This is a genomic window from Flavobacterium sp. IC2-16 (genome assembly GCF_055521455.1).
The window spans coordinates 2616698-2633140 of the sequence record NZ_CM145480.1; the positions used below are offsets into that span (position 1 = coordinate 2616698).

Genomic DNA, 16443 nt, shown 5'->3' on the forward strand with positions numbered 1-16443 from the left:
GCTTTTTTAATGAAGTTAAATTGCTGCTTTAGATTTCTTAGTTTTATTTTTTCGTATTTTTTTTAATAAATCATCTATCGAAAGATTATACTTTGCTACCAGCACCAAACGATTGTCTTTTTGAGTATTTAGGCGCTCGTCATAAAAGGCTCCTAAGCTAATGGTATTTCCATATTTAAATTTATAAGCTCCGCCAACTGTTGTTCGCAAGCGGTTAAAACGTAAGGCGTAATCTCTGTTTCTGAGTTTCAGAAATACTTCGCTCTCAATAAAAAATGAAGCTTTAGAATTTGGGACATTATAATCTAGTTTTATTTCTTCTCGTAAAATATGGTTGGGCGGATTAAATACTGCCATATAGTCTTTATCGAAACTTCCGGTATTAAACTGATATTTTGTTGTAAACGACCAGGTGAAATCATTTAAAAATTTTTGATTGTATCGAAAAGCGCCAAATATTCTATGATTGTCTTTTGTGTAAGATGTAGTGAATCGATAGCCCGTTTCTAAGCTAAACTTTTTATTTATATCGTATTGAATTGTTCCTTGTACATAACTGTTTCTAAACTCCTGTAAATCATTTTGTAATGCGTAACGGTATTCGGTATCGAATTTCCAATGTTTGTTTAAGCGATAATCAATAGACGAAATTAATCGCGATTGTAAATCGGTATTCGACTGACAAAACACAAGTGCCGGCGCTAACAATGTCCCTATTGAAAAATACTTCTTAATCATGATCCGATTGTTTTGGAACATTGTTTTCACTGTCTTTTGCATAATAAAAAGCTTTAATATGTGCAGTGTCTTTTAAATAGTCTATCGAGATAATTTCAACTCGGTGTATTTTCAGTCCGGTTCTTTCGCTTAAATCTTCAAGTAATTGATCTCGAGTATCTGGTTTTATGTAGTCAATTCTGTCGTAGATAATCTCTTTGGCATTTTCATTTTTCAAGAAGTCTAGGCGTTCGAGAAAATAGGTAAGAAACAAAACTAATATATTGCAGCCTATTAAAATTTTATAGCTTTTATCGATTGCAGCTAAAGAATTAAGCATTGCCAAAGCCACACACACGAAAAAATAGCCCATATCTTTTATGGAAATTGCAATGGTTCTGTAGCGAATAATCGAAAACATGGCGAAAAGTCCAAAGGCAAATCCAATTTTGATTTGTGCAGCGGCTAACAAACTACAAATCATAAAATTAACAACATTGAAAACTATAAATGTGAATATAAAATCTTTGTTTTTATGTTTAGGATAATAGATGCAAACCAAAAGCATAACCGATAAAAAATCGATAATGGCTCTAGTGATTAAATCGGCCGAATTAATGGTTGCTATTAGCAAAGTATCATCTATTTCCATTCTTTTTGTAATTGATTAATTTTTCGTAGTAGTGGTTTAAAATTATTTTTTTTGACGTTTTCATTTAAACAAATTACACCACATATATATTTGCTTATACTTTGTTTTCGAATAATATGTTCACGTAACAACTTAATAATAGGAGAGGAAGGATTATTTCTATTTTGCTTGACTTCCAAGATTACAATTTTTCCGAAATCAACATCTTTATTTTCATCAATAAAATGAAGGTCCATGTCTATGGTAACTCTTTCAGAAAGCGTATGATTTACAAGGGTTACCCGATGAAAATTATTTTTAAGAATTAAATTAACTTCATCAATATTGCGTTTGGCAAAATATTCAATCATAGTCATTCGTTCCTCGTCAATTTCAGAAATCATTTCGGGAACAAGTTCTCGGTATTTGTTTGTTCGTTCGATTTTTTCTTTCTTCTTTATTTCAAAAAAACATAAATCGGTTTCAAGATATTTGCGAGTTCTAACTTTAATTCGATTTACATAACCGTTGTGATGGTCTTTAAAAAACTGCAAATCGGGAGTGTCGAAATAATTATTTTCATAGGAAAAAATGCGATTGTCATTAATTTCTAAAACTGCATAATTACTTAGCAAACAAGGCATTATTTTGTCTAGTTGACTTTCGCTCAATACAAACTTACTATCTATTCGATTCAATAAAGCAACACTTTCCATTTCATCAATGGTGATAGGCTTTAAAGTTGATATAGTAGTAGTAAAATTTGATTGCATAGCTTTAGATTGAAATAACAAAATCTTCCATTTTAACATCTTCTTTTTTTGAACCAACAGTAACTGTTCTTAGTACATAAGTTTGATCCCACGGACAATAGTCGCAGTCGCCAATTACCCATATATCATAAGTTCCTTTTTGGAGAAAATCAAACTTAAACGAACCATCATAATAGGTGTCAACATGATCATAAAATGAATTATCACCATGTGAACTGATATAAACTTTAATTCCGGCCAGATAACCTTCGCTAACTAATGTACCGCTGGAATTATAGTCCTTAGCATAAACTTTTCCGCTAATAGAAGCTAATCCGCCATAACCTTCTTCTTTGCTACAGGAGGATAATAGGAATGCAATAGCTAAAATGAGAGCATATAAATACCTTTTCATTGTGATGAATTTTAAATTAAACCAAAATATCTTCATTTGTAAAATGAATAATAAGTCGAATGCAAACTGGTAAAGTGTACCGAAACTGTTTGTTGGGTTAAAGAAGTTTGTGATGAATCACAGTGGTATTTATTTAAGAAATATCGTATTCTTTTATATAGGTCAAAAATACTACAATTCTAAAAATTGAACAATTCTATAAGTATTTATTTATGCTTTAATCGTTGTATATGAGGTAATTATCGTTTATTGGTAAAAAAAAGCCCCGCTAACTGCAGGGCGTTTTTTTTTAAAAAGGATTAGACCATTTTGGGTCGGTATACACATTCGTTCCAGATAATGTTTTCAAGAAAGCTATGACTGCTGCGACTTCCTGTTGCGTTAAATTTAACTGTTGTCCATTTCCACCTGGCGTTAATTTAGGGTCTAAATTAGTATTTCCAGGCGCAATAGTAATAGTTCCGTAATGAGAAACAGCTGTTTGTAAATCGGTAAACACTCCTGTATGCATCATTGGTCCGTTTAGAACACCATTGGTTTTCATTAAATCACGTAACGAAGGAGCTCTAGTATTCGTAATATCTATACCTGTCCCTGCCAAGGTACCAATTATACCGTTATTTCCAGAATTAGGAGCAATATCAAATTCGGGTGCAGCATGACATCCAGCACAACCAATACCACCTCCAGTTCGAGAACCGTTAGCATCAAAAACCGGTGGAGCTAAAAACAAGTTTTTACCATTGTTTTCTTGAGCTGTGAAATTAGAAAAAGGCTGTCCGTCATTTGCTGCTAAAGCTCTACCTGCATCGTATTTAGAATCGAATGATTGTATGCTTCTAATGAATTGAGCCAAAGCGGTTTGTATTTTTCCTTCGGTAATTTCTTCACTTCCGTAAACAAACTTAAAAAGTTCTTTATAATAGGCTATACCGTTTAATTTTGAAATTAAGGCATCAAAACTTTCGTCTCCATCGGCACCGCTAAAGCCCATTTCTCCATGATTTTTAATAGGCATTGTGCTTTGTACTTCAAGACTAGATGCACGTTCATCCCAAAAGAATTTGGTTTCTAAAGCAAATCGTGTATTAATTAAACGCATTGCATGTCTGCCTGTTGTTCCGTTTACTCCAGTGCTAGCAACATTAGTGTCACTAAATGCATTAGCTTGTTGATGACAGCTTGCACATGAAATGGTGTTGTTTGATGAGAGATTTTTGTCGTAAAATAAAACTCTTCCTAAAGTAGCTCCTTTGTCTGTAATTGGATTGAGAACCGAATTGTCTTTGGTAATGTAATTAGGAATCGTTTGATTGGCATAATTACTTAAATTGTTTAAATCGATAGATTCTCCAAAAGCAGCTTCAACATTGGGATAGCTTGGCTCAATAGCGGTGTAGTTGTCTTCATTGTTACAGGAAACAAGAAACAACAAAATACCTGGTAAAAATACAATATGTTTTTTCATAGGTTTTGGGTTTGGTTTCCAATAGGACAGTAAAATAAACAAAAGGTTTAATCTGTTGAATGAAAAACAAAAAAGGTTATTCTTCAAACTGCAAACAATTCCTATATTTGTAACTCGTAAAAAAAAAACAAACTAACAAACCATACAAAAAGAAACATGAAATTACTTGAAGGAAAAACAGCTATCATAACTGGAGCGAGTAGAGGAATTGGTAAAGGAATTGCTGAAGTTTTTGCTAAAAACGGAGCTAATGTTGCTTTTACTTATAGTTCTTCAGCTGCAGCTGCTCAAGAATTAGAAAATGAATTAATTGCTTTAGGTGTAAAAGCTAAAGGATATCAATCAAATGCTGCCGATTTTAACGAAGCTCAAAAATTGGTTGACGATGTAATTGCAGAATTCGGAACTGTAGATATTCTTATCAATAACGCAGGAATTACAAAAGATAATTTGTTAATGCGAATTTCTGAAGAAGATTTTGATACCGTAATCGATGTGAATTTGAAGTCGGTTTTCAATATGACTAAAGCCGTTCAAAAAATCATGTTGAAAAACAGAGCGGGTTCTATCATTAATATGAGTTCTGTAGTTGGTGTTAAAGGGAATGCGGGCCAAACCAATTATGCTGCATCTAAAGCTGGTGTTATTGGATTTTCGAAATCGGTTGCTTTAGAGTTAGGATCGAGAAATATTCGTTGTAATGTAATTGCTCCTGGCTTTATTGAAACAGAAATGACTGCAAAATTAAACGAAGATGTAGTTAAAGGATGGAGAGAAAATATTCCTTTGAAAAGAGGTGGTACTCCAGAAGATGTAGCCAACGCTTGTGTTTTCTTATCATGCGATTTATCTGCCTATGTAACAGGTCAGGTTCTTAACGTAGATGGAGGAATGTTGACTTAATTAAGTTTAAAACGATTTGTTATCAGCTTTTTTAAAAAATACTGAATAACTAAAAAATCAAAATAATAAAATGACACTAAGCACAATTTTACTTCTTGTTTTATCTGTATTTTTTGCTGCTGGCTTGTCGTTTTACCAATATTTATATAAAGCCAAAATCAATTCAAAACTGAATTTGTTTTTGGCTTTTTTGCGTTTTATAGCCTTGTTTTCGCTTTTGGTTTTACTTATAAATCCAATTATTTCGAGAAAAACTTTCGAAATTGTAAAAACACCTTTACCAATTGTTGTTGATAATTCGCTATCCATTCACGAATTGAATCAAGACAATGTTGCAGCCCAATTGAGCCAGAAATTGTCTGAAAACAGCAAACTGAAAGATAAGTTTGAAGTTCAGGTATATGGTTTTGATGAAGATTTTAAAGCGACAGACACTTTTAATTTTAAAGGCAAGCAAACACACATTGATTTAGTAGCTCAAAATTTGAAGCAATTTTATAGAAATCAAAGTTATCCGGTTGTTTTGCTAACAGATGGAAATCAAACAATTGGGAATGATTATGTTTATAGTTTTCAAGAAAACACTACAGTTTACCCTTTGGTTTTAGGTGATACTACAGCTGTTTTCGATTTAAAAATTAATCAGTTAAATGTAAACAAGTACGCTTTCCTTAAAAATAAATTTCCAGTGGAAGTTTTTGTTCAATACAATGGAAACAAGCCAATTACAGCTTCGTTCAATATTAAACAGGAAAATTCCATTGTTCACAAACAGACTGTTACTTTTACGTCACATCAAAAAGCTCAGGTTCTATCGGTTTTATTGAATGCTGATAGAGTAGGTGTTCAAAAATTTAAAGCCGAAATTTCTTCACCTGAGAAAGAGAAAAACAGTTATAATAATTCAAAGAATTTTGCTGTTGAAGTTATAGATCAGCGTACCGAAATTGCATTGATTTCATCAATTAATCATCCGGATTTAGGGGTTTTAAAACGCGCAATAGAAGCTAATCAAATGCGTAAAGTAAATATTCTTAAACCTAATGAAATCAAAAGTTTAGAAGATTATAATGTTTTAATTTTTTATCAGCCAAACATTGAATTCAAATCGGTTTTCGAACAAAATGCAAATCTAAAATCAAATGCATGGTTGATTACGGGTACTGCAACCGATTATAATTTTTTAAATCAGTTTCAGAATTTGATTCAGTTCAAAATGTCAGGAATCAAAGAAGATTATACTGCTGAATTCAATTCGGATTTTAACACATTTGCTATTGATAATATTGGTTTCGAAAAATTGCCTCCGTTAGATAACGCGTTTGGAACAATTTCGATAAAAGGAAATTACAACACATTGTTAAAAGCTAAAGTGCGAAATTTAAGTACAGATAATCCGTTACTGACGTATACCGAAAATGGCATGCATCGGAATGCCTTTCTATTTGGAGAAAACATTTGGAAATGGCGAATGGAAAGCTATTTAAACCATAAATCGTTTGATTCTTTTGATGTGTTTATTGATAAAACCATTCAGTACTTAGCTTCAAACAGCACTAAAAAATCCTTAATAGTAAATCACGAAAGCTTTTACAATTCTGGAGAAAGCATTAAAATAGAAGCGCAATATTTCAATAAAAACTACGAATTTGATGACAATGCTCGCTTATCTATAAGCCTTAAAAACAATCAGAATACCAAAGTAAAAACGTTTGATTTTTTAAAAGGGGATAACAATTATTCCGTTGATTTAGACGGATTAGCTCCAGGGAAATACAATATTACTGTTCAGGAAAATAATTCCAAGTCGAAATATTTTGGTAGTTTTGAAGTATTAGATTTTGAAATTGAAAAACAGTTTGTTAACCCAGATGTTAACCGTCTTCGTCAAGTTGCCGATAATACTTCTGGCAATGTTTATTTCCCTAATCAAGTAGATTCACTTATTGAAAAACTAGTACAAAACGACAACTACAAACCAGTCGAAAAAGCAATTATAAAACAAACTCCTTTAATTGATTGGGGTTGGCTCTTAGCGTTTTTTGTATTAGCTGTTGCTGCCGAATGGTTTACTCGAAAATATAACGGCTTACTTTAATTAGCATTATAACTCTTATTTTTAAGCACTTCTGAAGCAAATTGATAATAACTAATAGTTTCGTTTTTTAGGTTTTTATCAACAGCTTTTTTAGGTTTTTCTTCAAACTTAATCGGAATTACAGAAGCATTTTCAGGTGCTTGTTTTATTAATTCAAATTGTTTTACACGTTTCACTGGCGACAGAATAGTCAAGGTGTTGTTTTTCACAAAACCTAAATCCTGATACGTTGCAATGAACGCTCTGGGTTGGTAGTTTGCTTTTAAAACATCTTGCCCAAAAAACTTACTTTGATATGAAAAATTAAGGATACCAAAAACAGTAGGCATCAAATCGATTTGCGACATTAGTATATCGTTACGTTGTGGTTTAATAAATCCTGGAGAATATACCATAGCAGGAATATGATATTTATCCATTGGCAATTCGGTTTTCCCCGAACTTGAAGCACAATGATCTGCAACAATTACAAAAACTGTATTTTTAAACCAAGGTTGTTTTTCGGCAGTTTTAAAAAATTCACGAAGCGCGTAGTCTGTATATTTTACACCGCCTTCTCTTGATTTTGAAGTAGGAGGAATGTCAATTTTATGGTCAGGATAGGTGTATGGCCTGTGGTTACTTACAGTCATCCAGTGGTTAAAAAATGGCTTTCCAGATTTTGCTTCTTCATTCATAACTTGAATGGCTTTTGCACCCATATCTTCGTCGCAAACACCCCAAATATTTGAAAACGTTATTTCATTGGGTTTAAAGCTTGATTTGTCTACAATATCATAACCGTTACCTCCAAAAAAATCTTTCATATTATCGAAGAAGGCATCACCACCATATAGGTATTTTACATCATACCCTTTTTGAGCAAACACATGTCCTGTAGAAAATTTATCTTTATTATCGGCTCTTTTTACAATACTCTCGCCCGCAGTGGGCGGAATGCAAAGTGTTACTGCTTCTAAACCTCTAACGGTTCGTCCACCTGTAGCGTATAAATTAGTGAAAAATAAACTTTGATTTGTCAGAGAATCTAAGAAAGGTGTAATATTTTGGGTATTACCATAAGCTTTCATAAAATCAGCACTCATACTTTCAATAGTTATTAAAACTACATTTTTATGGATTTCTGTACTATCCGATTTTATCTCTCTGATAGTTGAGCTTGATTTTGACGCCGGAAATATATTAGTAAGATTTGAAGCAACTTGTTCATTCGGAAGCGTTTCAAAAAACTTAAAGTAGTCTAATTCACTACTTTTAAATGCTTGGTAAAACTTATAAACTCCATTAGCCTGTAGTTCATTGCTAAAAACATTTCTATCGTTTTCAAATTTTGCCATAAATGGTATCATAACAAACGATAACCAGATTAAACCTCCAAAAACAAGAGTTAGTTTTAATTTTTCAAAAAAGGATGGAATATTGTCTAAATAAACTTTTGACTTCTTAACAATATATCTCGTAGAGAAAAATGCAACCAAACCTACAATAGTAAACAAAGGAACTACTGGATAAGATTCCATGATATTGCCAATTACTGTGTTGGTATAGACTAAATAATCGACAGCAATAAAATTGTATCGAACACCAAATTCATTCCAAAAGAAAAATTCACTAATAGCATTTTGAATAATTACTAATACAAAAATGAATATCGCAATTGAAAACAAAGCAAAACGAATCTGTTTTCTGTAATTCGGAAGAAACAGTAATAATCCGAAAAGCAAGGTTTTGAGTCCGATGAAAATCATTCCTATAGTTGGAACAACACCACCATATTCATTTAATATTGTATTGAAAAAGGAAACGTAAAGTAAAAGACCTGCTAATAGTCCAAAAATTATATAACCCCAAGGTTTTTCAAATTTGGAATTGGAAAGAAAAAGCAAATACAACCATAGAATTATACTGGCTGAAAGAAAAATAAAAACATCTGAAGCAAGTCCGAAAGTAAATATCTTAAATATTTCTGTAAAGCTAAAACTAGACTGTGTAATAGGATGAAACAGAAGAACTATTCTTAAAACAATATTTACAATCAAGTAAAAGGCGCTTAAATATAAAAACGGATAAAGACTTTTTGATATTTTCATTTTTGGATATAATAGGTAAAACAAACGTATTAATAATTATTGGAATTTTCCTTAAGTTTTGCTTAAGCACTTTTTATTATACTACATAAAGTTGTTATTTTGTATAATAACCGAAGATCAAATGCATATTTTAATCATTGAAGACGAATTAGGTATTTCTAACTTTTTAAAACAAGGATTAGAAGAGGAAAATTATGAGGTAACCGTTGCGCAATCTGGTGAAGAAGGATTGATTATGTTTGAAAAGCTAAAGCCAAGTTTAATACTTTTAGACTGGATGTTGCCTAAAAAATCGGGTATCGAAGTTTGTAAAACTATTCGTGAAAAGGATAAAAAAACGCCCATTTTATTTCTTACTGCAAAAGATACGATACAAGATACGATTGAAGGTTTAAAGTCTGGGGCAAACGATTATATTAAAAAACCTTTTAGTTTTGAAGAACTGTTAGAACGAATCAAGATTCATTTTCGAAACGACAATAAAGATTTAATGTTATCGCTTGGAAGAATACAGTTGAATCTTCAAAAATATTCGGTTTCTATTGATGGTAAAGAAGTTGGTTTCACTCAAAGAGAATTTGAATTACTTAAATATTTAATTGAAAATAAAGGAACAGTATGCTCTCGCACGAGTATTATTGAAGATGTTTGGGGTATTCATTTCGAATACGATACAGGTGTAATAGATGTATTTATCAACGCTATTCGTAAAAAACTTCAATTAAATAAAGACGAAGATTATATTAAAACCATTCGCGGTGTTGGATACTTAGCCGAAGATAATTCTTAAACCCATGCTGCAACTTTCCTTTAAAAATAGAATTGCATTCAATTACATATTTTCTACAGCATTATTAATTTTTGCTGTATTTTTCGCCGTTTACTCTACGGTTAAATACTCAGTAATAAAAGATGTTAAAAGCGACATCAAACAGGAGATTAATCTCCATATGACTGAGATGATTTTTAGCAATGACTCTATTATTTGGATTGATAAAACCGAGTGGGAAGAGCAGGAGCACAACGGTTTTACTATAAATCCTGTTTTTATTGAAGTTAAAGATGTTGCTGGTAAAACAATTGAAAAGTCACCAAACTTAAAAGATCAAGGTTTGTTGGTTAACACTGGTAGTAATAATTCGTTTTTTACAGAAACCAAAATAAACAACCAGACTATTCAGTTATATCAAACCCCAATACTATTTAAAGGAGAAAAGAAAGGTTATCTGTTAGTAGCAATGTCTATAGAGCACCAAGTGCAATTGTTGCAAAATCTAAGAATGATTCTTTATATTTTATTTCCAATTATACTATTAGTATTATTCTTTATAGCCCGAATTATCGCCGGAAGAAGTATAAGGCCAATCAATTCCATTATCCAAACTTCAAATATGATTACAAAAGATAATTTGAAGTACCGAATAGATTCTCCAAAGAATAAAGATGAATTGTACGAGCTAACCTCTACAATAAACGGACTCCTAGATCGTATTGAAAATACCATAGAGCGTGAAAAAAACTTTACTTCAGATGCTTCACATGAGCTTAGAACGCCATTAGCTGTAGTTAAAGGAACACTTGAGGTATTGGTTCGTAAAAACCGTAGTAAAGAGGAATATGAAGATAAAATAAAACTATGTATTTCAGAAATTGACCGGTTAAATATATTGATTGACGAACTATTAATGTTAGCTCGTTTTGAAAATCATAAAAAGGAAATTCATAACGAATCGGTTTATTTAAATGCCATGGTATTGGATACATTGGCGCGTTATTCTGATAAAATTGAAACTAAAAAAATTAAAATCGAAACTCATTTTAACGAAGATTTTTATGTTTCATCAGATCATCACATGGTCAGTATAATTTTTTCCAATTTAATGTCTAATGCCTTGAAATACGTAAACGAAAAAGGTAATATCTCAATTCAATTAGAAAAACATAACAGTTCAACTATTCTTTCTGTATCAAACTCGGGTTCTACGATTCCACAAAACGAACTCGAGAAAATTTTTGCTCCATTTTACCGAATAACATCTACAAATACTAGCACAACCAAAGGTTTTGGTTTAGGACTTTCTATTGTTAAACGCTTCTGTGAATATTTAGACATTACTGTTTCAATTCAAAGCGAAAACAATAATTCAACGAAATTTATTTTAGAATTCAAATAAAAACATAGTACATTTATAAAAAACAATTTATATGAACGACGCTCATTTACATATGGTGTTTAACCATTTTCCAATTATTGGAAGTATTTTCGGCTTTGGTATTTTATTGGCTGGAACGTTATTGAAAAACAAATCGGTTCAACACACTGCTTATGTACTATTAATTATTTCAGCAATTTTCGGAATGCTAACCATGAGAACTGGAGAAGGAGCAGAGGAGATTGCGGAAGAATTAGGTATTTCACATCATTTAATTCATGAACATGAAGAATTAGGTGAAAAATTTGCGATTCTTTTATATTTAACCGGAGCAATATCGCTTTTAGGATTAATAACATCTATCAAAAATCATCCAAAGGCTAAGTTGTTCGTTTTTGTAACGTTGTTTTTGTCTTTAGGTTCTGCGGCTCTTGCAAAATTTGTAGGTACTTCTGGTGGCGAAATCCGTCATACCGAAATTCGTGAAAATAATGGTACCTCTACAAACGATGAACACCATGAACGAGTTGAAAATGATTAATCATATAAATTCTGTATTATGATTTCTAAAGCAACATTAGATTTTCTAACCAATTTAAAATCGAATAATAATCGAGAGTGGTTCGCTGAAAATAAGAAAGAGTTTCAAAAACTTGAAAAAGATTTCAATGCCTATGTTCAGGAAATTGTAACCGAATTATCTAAATCGGACAGTATCGATAAAGTTCAAAAGTTTAGAATTTATCGTGATGTTCGTTTTTCAAAAGACAAATCGCCTTATAAAACTAATTTTGGAGTTGCTTTAGGTAGAACAAAACCGATGTTACGTGGCGGATATTATCTTCATATTGAACCAGGAGGTAGCTTCGTTGGTGGTGGTTTTTGGGAACCTAATGCCGAAGATTTAAACCGAATTCGAAAAGAATTTGAAATGGATGATACCGAAATTAGAGCAATTATAGCCGATAAAAACTTTATAAATATGTTTGGCAGCTTACAAGGCGATGAATTGAAAACAGCACCTAAAGGCTTCAATAAGGAACACCCTGCTATTGATTTAATTCGTAAAAAGCAATATCTTATTTCTAGAAAATTTACAGATAAAGAAGTAATGAGTAACGATTTTAAAGATAATGTCGTTCAAACATTTAAAGCTATGCGACCTTTTTTTGACTATATGAGTGAGGTTTTAGGAACTAACTTAAATGGTGAAAGTATTTACTAATTAAAAGTATTGATTATGAAAAACTATCTTATTATTGGTATTTCCATTGCACTTGTAAGTATTGGATTTTCTTGTTCAAGTTTACCAGGAACAACAGGAACTCAAACAGCAACTAATGAGTTAACTTCAACAGCTTGGCGGTTGGTTAAATTCGACGGTAAAGAAATAGACAGTACAACTTTTACTAAAACTCCAGAAGTTCGTTTTTGGGTGGGGTCTAAAGTTACCGGTAACGACGGTTGTAATTTATTTACCGGAACATATACCATTCAAGCAGATAAAATTCTTTTTGGAAATTTAGCCGGAACAAAAATGGCTTGCATGAATACTAACTTTGAGAATTATAACAAGTTTTTAAATCGAACCAATAAATTTAAAGTAATAAGTAACAAACTTTATTTTTATGAAGGTACAACAGAATTAATGAGCTACGTTAAAAAATAGAAAAAGCTGTCTTAATTGACAGCTTTTTCATTTGTGGTATTTAGTTATTTGGGTTTGGTTATTCTAGATAAAGAATTTGAACTTGACTTTTTAAACGTTCAATAAGCATATTCATCATTCGTTTATTGATGTTTGATGAATTTTGGATGTATTCTTTGTATTCTTCAACTGTAAAAAGTCCAATAATAATACCTTTTAAAGAATTTCGGAACTTAATATCCCGCTGAATTACATTCTCAATATATGCCATCTTTTTTTCTGGTGTCAGTGAAAAAAAAGCATTTTTCTGTTTCACTGCGTAGTTTAAAAAAACTTCAATAAAAAGTTCATTTTGCAAAACCAGTATAGGTCGTAAAGTCCTATTCTGAAAAATTTCTTCAGAGGTCGACTGTGCCGAAATCGTTCCAAGAGGCTCACCTCTCAAATCAATAAGAAATGTGTCGCGATTTTCCATGGTTTTTATTTTAAAGTTACAAAATATGAAAACTGAGATGTACCTGTTATTTAAAAAGTTATTAGTAGTTTCGTGTTGAAAACTTTTAAAGATGAGAACATCTAAGATATTTGTTACGGTTGATGCGGTTATTCTTCGAAAAGCCAATCAATACGAATTATTACTTATAAAACGTAAAAACGAACCTTTTAAAGATTGTTGGGCATTACCTGGTGGTTTTGTAGATGAAAATGAAGATTTAAAAGTAGCTGCAATTCGTGAATTACAGGAAGAAACCCAAATTGAAGTAAATGATTTAGAACAAGTTGGTGCTTTTGGAAAGCCATATAGAGACCCAAGAAGTCATGTGGTTTCGGTGGCTTACTTTGGAATAGTTCCTGAAAATACAGTTGCTTATGCTGCAGATGATGCCAAAGAAGCTAACTGGTTTCCAATAAATGATTTGCCAAAATTAGCATTTGATCATTTAGATATTGTAACTTTGTCCTTACAAAAATTTAAGTTATGAAGTATCAAACCAGAAAATGGGTTCGTCCGGAAGATTTAAATGCTAACGGAACGTTATTTGGTGGAAAATTACTTTCCTGGATAGACGATGAAGCAGCCTTATATTCCATTGTAATTTTAAAAAACAATCGCATTGTTACTAAATTCATGTCGGAAATAAACTTTATGAGTTCGGCTAGGCAAGGGGATATTATTGAAATTGGCTTGGATGTTGTTAAATTTGGAAAAACCTCTATAACCATGAGTTGCGAAGTTCGCAATGTAATGACAAAAGCTATAATTATTACGGTAGACGCAATAACAATGGTAAACCTGGACAGCTTTGGTCAACCGGCTGTACATGGCAAAACCAGTTTAGAAGAATAAAAAAGGTGAATCTGTTTAGATTCACCTTTATAATTTAATACTGAATTTTAATGGCTCCGGCTTCGTTAATTTCCAATTCAAAATAATGAACCGAAGCTAAAATGTGGTCTAAAATATCTGCCATTATGTGTTCGTATTCTACCAAACGCTTATCTTTTATAAATGCATAAATTTCTAAAGGCATTCCGTTTTGAGTAGGTTGTAGTTGGCGACACATGAAAAGCATGTCTTTATTTATTCCCGGATGGTTTGCAATGTATTGATCGATATACTTTCTAAAAATACCAAAGTTAGTAAGGTTTCTACCGTTTATCAATACGGTTTTATCTATATCGTTAGCATCATTAAATTTTTGAATATCAGCTTGGCGGTGTTTTAAATAGGGTGCTATAAGCTGAATTTTTTTCAGATTTTCAATTTCATCTTCAGTTAAAAAACGAATACTACTCGATTTTAATAAAATGGAACGTTTCATGCGTCTTCCATCAGAATCCAACATACCGCGCCAGTTTTTAAATGAATCGGAAATCAAAAAATAAGTTGGAATAGTTGTTATGGTATTATCAAAATTCTGAACTTTAACAGTAGCTAAATTAATTTCAATCACGTCTCCATCGGCACCATATTTTTCCATGGTAATCCAATCCCCAATACGAACCATGTCGTTAACCGTTACTTGAATACTGGCAACGAATCCTAAAATGGTATCGCGGAAAATCAACAATATCAAAGCCGAAATGGCTCCTAAAGTTGTAAAAAGTGTCTTGAAGTTTGTATCAAAAAGTGCAAGTATGAAATAAAAAATACCATACATCCATAAACAGATCATAATTACCTGAATATAGCTATCAATTGGTTTGTCTTTATATTTTTCTTTGCCTTTTAAATAGTCTTTAAGGGAGTTTAGTATACTACGGATTATCCATAAAGAAAGCACCATAATATAGAATTTCACCCCTTTTGTAAATACGCCTTCCCAATAGACAAAGTCTTTAAGAATAATAGGTACGGTTTTATAAACAAAGGACAGGGTGAATAAATGAGCAACGTATTTGGCAGTTTTATTTGCGACAAGAAAATCATCGAAAGTCGATTTTGTTCGTGCTGCAATAATGGCCATTATAACAATTAAAACTTTCTTAAATACATAATCAATAATATAAGCTGCAACAATTAAAACGATAATGTTAACAGCTAAATTTGAATAATCGGCCCAAATTTCACTGAAGCCAATTTTCTTAAAAAGTTTATATGCCCAATTAAATATCTTCATTTCAATACGTTACAAGATTTTTTTCTCTGCATAAAATGTTCCAAATGGAACTACAGAAGCCACGCAAACTTTTGCATATTTTGCCCAAGACCATTTTTCCTCGATCTTAAACATTGTTGCAAAGGCAATATATCCTATAAAGAGTAGGCCATGAGCCATTCCTACAGGAAAAAGTAATGATTTATATAAATCGATGTTTGTTGGTTTAACGAATAGCATATTGCTAAACAAAACCAATAAAGAAACCCCTTCTAATAATGCAATTATTTTAAACAGTCGTAACATAGTAACATTGAATTTTTGTCAAAAGTAGTACAGAAACTTTTCACATTTTTAGTTTTAACGAAAAGTTATAAAAAAACTACGCTGTTGGGCGTAGTTTAATATAATTGAATATAAACTAACCGATATTAGAATGCTTGAAATGCAGCATTATATTCACGTAAGTCTGATATGTTGTTTTTGTTTTTTAAGTCAGTAAATAAACTTAATAAATACTCTAAACTTTCCATGTTATTTTCAGTAGAAACAGCATTAGAAGTACTTTCTTCATCCTCATTTAATGGCTCGTCATCTGGAATATTAATCAAGAAAGCATTGTTTTCTTCGATATGTTCGTAAGCAAGTCGGATAGCTTTTACCAAAACTGGGTTTTGCTCTTCCATTGCATATTCACGTAATTTTTTTAAATCGGCTACAATTGATGTTGAATCAAATCCGTTTTTGAATAAATCCAATTGGATTTTATGAATTAATTTTTGTGCTGTAGGATTTTCCACGATAACTTGTTGATTAATTAAGAACCTAAAATAGGTTTGCAAAATTAAAAATTTTATAGTTTAAAATATAGAAAATAGCACATTATTTTTAGTGAATTTGAACACTTTTTTAACAAAAGTATTTGGGTTAAACTTTTCAAGTTTTGCATTTCATCGGAATTTTTTTTG

At 31.6% G+C, this 16443-nt stretch carries 19 protein-coding genes; 9 read left to right on the plus strand and 10 right to left on the minus strand.

The genetic code is table 11. The annotated features are described in order from the left end of the window. Positions 1–15 precede the first annotated feature (15 nt). The 5 genes from ACZ1JT_RS12170 to ACZ1JT_RS12190 form a co-directional block, all read right to left on the minus strand. The gene (locus ACZ1JT_RS12170; protein ID WP_465094094.1) at positions 16–738 is read right to left on the minus strand and encodes a DUF2490 domain-containing protein; all 723 of its coding nucleotides are present in this window, start codon (positions 736–738) and stop codon (positions 16–18) included. Next, positions 731–1369, minus strand: a complete 639-nt coding sequence (locus ACZ1JT_RS12175; protein WP_465094095.1) for a DUF4956 domain-containing protein — start codon at positions 1367–1369, stop codon at positions 731–733. The genes ACZ1JT_RS12170 and ACZ1JT_RS12175 overlap by 8 nt, the downstream gene beginning before the upstream one ends. Beyond that, positions 1360–2121 carry a polyphosphate polymerase domain-containing protein gene (locus ACZ1JT_RS12180; protein ID WP_465094096.1) on the minus strand — a complete coding sequence of 254 codons (762 nt, stop codon included), beginning with the start codon at positions 2119–2121 and terminating at the stop codon, positions 1360–1362. The genes ACZ1JT_RS12175 and ACZ1JT_RS12180 overlap by 10 nt, the downstream gene beginning before the upstream one ends. 4 nt (positions 2122–2125) lie before the next feature. After that, positions 2126–2515, minus strand: coding sequence for a hypothetical protein (locus tag ACZ1JT_RS12185; protein ID WP_465094097.1), 390 nt, complete (start codon positions 2513–2515; stop codon positions 2126–2128). 289 nt (positions 2516–2804) lie between these two features. Then, entirely contained in the window at positions 2805–3983 is a 1179-nt protein-coding gene (locus ACZ1JT_RS12190; RefSeq protein WP_465094098.1) for a cytochrome-c peroxidase, read from the minus strand. A gap of 156 nt (positions 3984–4139) precedes the next feature. On the opposite strand from ACZ1JT_RS12190, the gene fabG reads away from it, so the two are divergent. Both fabG and ACZ1JT_RS12200 read left to right on the plus strand, forming a co-directional pair. Continuing rightward, positions 4140–4886, plus strand: a complete 747-nt coding sequence (gene fabG, locus ACZ1JT_RS12195; RefSeq protein WP_465094099.1) for a 3-oxoacyl-[acyl-carrier-protein] reductase — start codon at positions 4140–4142, stop codon at positions 4884–4886. 70 nt (positions 4887–4956) lie between these two features. Next, positions 4957–6984, plus strand: a complete 2028-nt coding sequence (locus ACZ1JT_RS12200) for a hypothetical protein (protein WP_465094100.1) — start codon at positions 4957–4959, stop codon at positions 6982–6984. Here the strand turns inward: ACZ1JT_RS12200 and ACZ1JT_RS12205 are convergent. Continuing rightward, the gene (locus ACZ1JT_RS12205) at positions 6981–9074 is read right to left on the minus strand and encodes an LTA synthase family protein (RefSeq protein WP_465094101.1); all 2094 of its coding nucleotides are present in this window, start codon (positions 9072–9074) and stop codon (positions 6981–6983) included. The genes ACZ1JT_RS12200 and ACZ1JT_RS12205 overlap by 4 nt on opposite strands. Before the next feature lie 121 nt (positions 9075–9195). Here ACZ1JT_RS12205 and ACZ1JT_RS12210 point away from each other — a divergent pair, with 121 nt between their 5' ends. The 5 genes from ACZ1JT_RS12210 to ACZ1JT_RS12230 are packed head-to-tail and all read left to right on the plus strand — an operon-like array spanning position 9196 to position 12896. Then, positions 9196–9864, plus strand: a complete 669-nt coding sequence (locus tag ACZ1JT_RS12210) for a response regulator transcription factor (protein WP_465094102.1) — start codon at positions 9196–9198, stop codon at positions 9862–9864. Between the two features lie 4 nt (positions 9865–9868). Next, positions 9869–11248: a sensor histidine kinase gene (locus ACZ1JT_RS12215; RefSeq protein WP_465094103.1), complete on the plus strand. Its 1380-nt coding sequence runs from the start codon at positions 9869–9871 to the stop codon at positions 11246–11248. 31 nt (positions 11249–11279) lie between these two features. Next, complete coding sequence (locus ACZ1JT_RS12220) at positions 11280–11768, plus strand: hypothetical protein (protein ID WP_465094104.1); 489 nt, start codon at positions 11280–11282, stop codon at positions 11766–11768. An 18-nt stretch (positions 11769–11786) separates the two neighbouring features. Next, entirely contained in the window at positions 11787–12452 is a 666-nt protein-coding gene (locus ACZ1JT_RS12225) for a DUF2461 domain-containing protein (RefSeq protein ID WP_465094105.1), read from the plus strand. A 15-nt stretch (positions 12453–12467) separates the two neighbouring features. After that, a complete protein-coding gene (locus tag ACZ1JT_RS12230; protein WP_465094106.1) occupies positions 12468–12896 on the plus strand; it encodes an META domain-containing protein in 429 nt (142 codons plus the stop codon). Positions 12897–12954: 58 nt separating this feature from the next. On the opposite strand, the gene ACZ1JT_RS12235 is transcribed toward ACZ1JT_RS12230, so the two are convergent. After that, complete coding sequence (locus tag ACZ1JT_RS12235) at positions 12955–13350, minus strand: glyoxalase (protein ID WP_465094107.1); 396 nt, start codon at positions 13348–13350, stop codon at positions 12955–12957. A gap of 91 nt (positions 13351–13441) precedes the next feature. Between ACZ1JT_RS12235 and ACZ1JT_RS12240 the strand changes: the two genes are divergently transcribed. Next, positions 13442–13858: an NUDIX domain-containing protein gene (locus ACZ1JT_RS12240; protein WP_465094108.1), complete on the plus strand. Its 417-nt coding sequence runs from the start codon at positions 13442–13444 to the stop codon at positions 13856–13858. Then, positions 13855–14223: an acyl-CoA thioesterase gene (locus ACZ1JT_RS12245; protein ID WP_465094109.1), complete on the plus strand. Its 369-nt coding sequence runs from the start codon at positions 13855–13857 to the stop codon at positions 14221–14223. Before ACZ1JT_RS12240 ends, ACZ1JT_RS12245 begins: the two co-directional genes overlap by 4 nt. A gap of 34 nt (positions 14224–14257) precedes the next feature. Here the strand turns inward: ACZ1JT_RS12245 and ACZ1JT_RS12250 are convergent, their stop codons facing one another. From ACZ1JT_RS12250 to ACZ1JT_RS12260, 3 genes are all read right to left on the minus strand, one after another. Next, positions 14258–15496 carry a mechanosensitive ion channel family protein gene (locus ACZ1JT_RS12250; RefSeq protein WP_465094110.1) on the minus strand — a complete coding sequence of 413 codons (1239 nt, stop codon included), beginning with the start codon at positions 15494–15496 and terminating at the stop codon, positions 14258–14260. 9 nt (positions 15497–15505) lie between these two features. Continuing rightward, the gene (locus ACZ1JT_RS12255) at positions 15506–15781 is read right to left on the minus strand and encodes a DUF3817 domain-containing protein (RefSeq protein ID WP_465094111.1); all 276 of its coding nucleotides are present in this window, start codon (positions 15779–15781) and stop codon (positions 15506–15508) included. 125 nt (positions 15782–15906) lie between these two features. Further along, entirely contained in the window at positions 15907–16275 is a 369-nt protein-coding gene (locus tag ACZ1JT_RS12260; protein WP_465094112.1) for a hypothetical protein, read from the minus strand. Positions 16276–16443 lie beyond the last annotated feature (168 nt).

Excerpts from the sequence above, each read along its gene's own strand:
- ACZ1JT_RS12200 (WP_465094100.1), top strand. The coding sequence starts at position 4,957 with ATGACACTAAGCACAATTTTACTTCTTGTTTTATCTGTATTTTTTGCT.
- ACZ1JT_RS12210 (WP_465094102.1), top strand. The coding sequence starts at position 9,196 with ATGCATATTTTAATCATTGAAGACGAATTAGGTATTTCTAACTTTTTA.
- ACZ1JT_RS12235 (WP_465094107.1), bottom strand. The coding sequence starts at position 13,350 with ATGGAAAATCGCGACACATTTCTTATTGATTTGAGAGGTGAGCCTCTT.
- ACZ1JT_RS12185 (WP_465094097.1), bottom strand. The coding sequence starts at position 2,515 with ATGAAAAGGTATTTATATGCTCTCATTTTAGCTATTGCATTCCTATTA.
- ACZ1JT_RS12230 (WP_465094106.1), top strand. The coding sequence starts at position 12,468 with ATGAAAAACTATCTTATTATTGGTATTTCCATTGCACTTGTAAGTATT.
- ACZ1JT_RS12205 (WP_465094101.1), bottom strand. The coding sequence starts at position 9,074 with ATGAAAATATCAAAAAGTCTTTATCCGTTTTTATATTTAAGCGCCTTT.
- ACZ1JT_RS12215 (WP_465094103.1), top strand. The coding sequence starts at position 9,869 with ATGCTGCAACTTTCCTTTAAAAATAGAATTGCATTCAATTACATATTT.
- ACZ1JT_RS12250 (WP_465094110.1), bottom strand. The coding sequence starts at position 15,496 with ATGAAGATATTTAATTGGGCATATAAACTTTTTAAGAAAATTGGCTTC.
- ACZ1JT_RS12175 (WP_465094095.1), bottom strand. The coding sequence starts at position 1,369 with ATGGAAATAGATGATACTTTGCTAATAGCAACCATTAATTCGGCCGAT.
- ACZ1JT_RS12240 (WP_465094108.1), top strand. The coding sequence starts at position 13,442 with ATGAGAACATCTAAGATATTTGTTACGGTTGATGCGGTTATTCTTCGA.
- ACZ1JT_RS12180 (WP_465094096.1), bottom strand. The coding sequence starts at position 2,121 with ATGCAATCAAATTTTACTACTACTATATCAACTTTAAAGCCTATCACC.
- ACZ1JT_RS12255 (WP_465094111.1), bottom strand. The coding sequence starts at position 15,781 with ATGTTACGACTGTTTAAAATAATTGCATTATTAGAAGGGGTTTCTTTA.
- ACZ1JT_RS12220 (WP_465094104.1), top strand. The coding sequence starts at position 11,280 with ATGAACGACGCTCATTTACATATGGTGTTTAACCATTTTCCAATTATT.
- ACZ1JT_RS12170 (WP_465094094.1), bottom strand. The coding sequence starts at position 738 with ATGATTAAGAAGTATTTTTCAATAGGGACATTGTTAGCGCCGGCACTT.
- fabG (WP_465094099.1), top strand. The coding sequence starts at position 4,140 with ATGAAATTACTTGAAGGAAAAACAGCTATCATAACTGGAGCGAGTAGA.
- ACZ1JT_RS12225 (WP_465094105.1), top strand. The coding sequence starts at position 11,787 with ATGATTTCTAAAGCAACATTAGATTTTCTAACCAATTTAAAATCGAAT.
- ACZ1JT_RS12190 (WP_465094098.1), bottom strand. The coding sequence starts at position 3,983 with ATGAAAAAACATATTGTATTTTTACCAGGTATTTTGTTGTTTCTTGTT.
- ACZ1JT_RS12245 (WP_465094109.1), top strand. The coding sequence starts at position 13,855 with ATGAAGTATCAAACCAGAAAATGGGTTCGTCCGGAAGATTTAAATGCT.